Origin of the sequence: Caballeronia udeis, from assembly GCF_001544555.2 — a bacterium.
Classification (GTDB): domain Bacteria; phylum Pseudomonadota; class Gammaproteobacteria; order Burkholderiales; family Burkholderiaceae; genus Caballeronia; species Caballeronia udeis.
Window position 1 is genome coordinate 1 of sequence record NZ_FCOK02000180.1, and the last position, 1,845, is coordinate 1,845.

At 58.3% G+C, this 1,845-nt stretch carries 3 protein-coding genes; all 3 read right to left on the reverse strand.

Going from position 1 to position 1,845, the window contains the following annotated elements; translation table 11 throughout:
• On the reverse strand, positions 1-986 hold a 986-nt coding region (gene tnpC, locus AWB69_RS45020), incomplete at its 3' end, for an IS66 family transposase (protein WP_156529222.1).
• Positions 987-1,041: 55 nt separating this feature from the next.
• Entirely contained in the window at positions 1,042-1,389 is a 348-nt protein-coding gene (gene tnpB, locus AWB69_RS45025) for an IS66 family insertion sequence element accessory protein TnpB (protein WP_062093208.1), read from the reverse strand.
• Positions 1,386-1,793 (reverse strand): IS66-like element accessory protein TnpA, encoded by a 408-nt coding sequence (gene tnpA, locus AWB69_RS45030; protein WP_231937465.1) that lies wholly within the window; start codon positions 1,791-1,793, stop codon positions 1,386-1,388. Before tnpA ends, tnpB begins: the two co-directional genes overlap by 4 nt.
• Positions 1,794-1,845: the final 52 nt, after the last annotated feature.

Genomic DNA, 1,845 nt, shown 5'->3' on the forward strand with positions numbered 1-1,845 from the left:
TGGGCCCAGCAAGCGGCTTCGATAATCTGGCCAGCGCGATATAGCGCGGAATACCCGCTATAGGCATCCGCTTGCAGGATTCCGCAATAGCCCTCGAGATGTGCTCTGGGCCTTTCGCCTTTGCGGTCAGGCGAGTACTGGTACCAGACCGCTGGCGGCGCCTGGTTGCCTGCTGGCCTATCGTCTCTCACATACGTCCATAGTCGCGCCGTGCGTGTCTTTCCGCGACCGGGATCTAACACTGGCACCGGCGTATCGTCGGTATGGATCTTTTGCGCCTGCAGGACATACTGACCTATGGCGTCGGCCAGGGGTTCAAGGAGGCGACCTGCTTCGCGCACCCAAGAAGCCAGCGTTGCGCGATCAAGCTCGATGCCTGCACGGCGATAGATGCTTGCTTGTCGATACAGCGGGGTATGGTCAGCGTATTTGGAAACCACTACTTGAGCCAGCAGACCCGCCCCGGCCATACCCCTTGCGATTGGGCGGGAAGGAGCAGCAACCTGCACGACTTTGGAACAGCGACCACACGCTAGTTTGGGACGCACGTGCCGAGTCACCTTGAAGTAACCCGGCACATAATCGAGCATCTCGGAAACGTCTTCGCCGAGCGCACGCATATGGGTTCCGCATTCGGGACAGTCACAAGTCGCGGGCGCATGAACCAGGGTCTCACGTGGGAGGTGGTCGGGAAACGTGCGTGGTTTGCGGCGACGAGCGGCGGCCTTGTCTGTTTCCTTCGAATCGACCGTTTCGCCCTCGACGGGCAAGTCTGCAGTTGGAACGCTCGGCACCTGCTGTACGGGCAAATCTCCAAGCGCCAGTTCGAGCTGATCCATCAGCTCAGTCATACGCTCGGATGAACGACCGTACTGCCAGCGTTTAAGACGTGCAATCTCGGCCACCAACTGGGCAATCGTCTCGTCGCGCGAAGCCAGCATGCGCTTGAGGACGGCGATGTCATCAGGAAGGGAACTAGCGGGCATGCTCGTTATTTTAAAACATGCCCGCCGCTTCTGAACGCTTGCGCAGAGGCTTTTTTTAAGCTGCCCGAGTAGGCTGCCAGGTCCGTTCAGGCCGTCGCCAATCAATGCCCTCCAAGAGCATCGAAAGCTGGGCTGCGGAGAGATGAATGCTGCCTGATTCGGCCTGAGGCCAGATAAAACGGCCGCGCTCAAGACGCTTCGCATAAAGATTCATGCCGTCGCCACTCCACCACAAAATCTTAATGATGTCACCGCGCCGTCCACGAAAGGCGAAAACGTGACCAGAAAACGGATCAAGTTCCAGAGTGGATTGAACAAGAGTAGCGAGGCCGTCCATGCCGCGACGCATGTCCGTAATGCCAGCGGCCAGCCAAATACGGGTGCCGGAAGGAGGTGCGATCATACGGGCATCAGACAACGCAGCACTAAACGCAATTGAACGGGGTCGACCCTGCCAGTGAGCCGAACGCACGCTCCATTGAGCTCGATCTCGATGCTTGCTGCATCACGCACAGGCCCCTCAGGATTTGCAGCTACCGCCGGGGCCGTGGAGGCCTCCGCTTTTACCTCCGTTGGCAAGCTCACAGGGAGTAGCACTGTCGCTCCGGCGCCGCCGTTGCTAAGCAACCCGGCGCGGTATTCGCGGCGCCATTTGAAAACCATATTTGGATTGAGTCCATGGGCCTGAGCAAGTTTAGCCACGGAAACATTGGATTCACAGGCCGCGATCGCGACCTGCCGCTTGTAGGCCGGATCGTAGTTCGGTCGGCCCTTGCGATTCGAAATCTGCATCTCATCTTTAGACAAAGTAGTCCCCATCACTTATTTGGTGGGGACTACTTTGGACACTATCCAGCTG

Bases quoted from the DNA above. Each gene is read 5' to 3' on its own strand.
- tnpB (WP_062093208.1), bottom strand. From the start codon at position 1,389: ATGATCGCACCTCCTTCCGGCACCCGTATTTGGCTGGCCGCTGGCATT.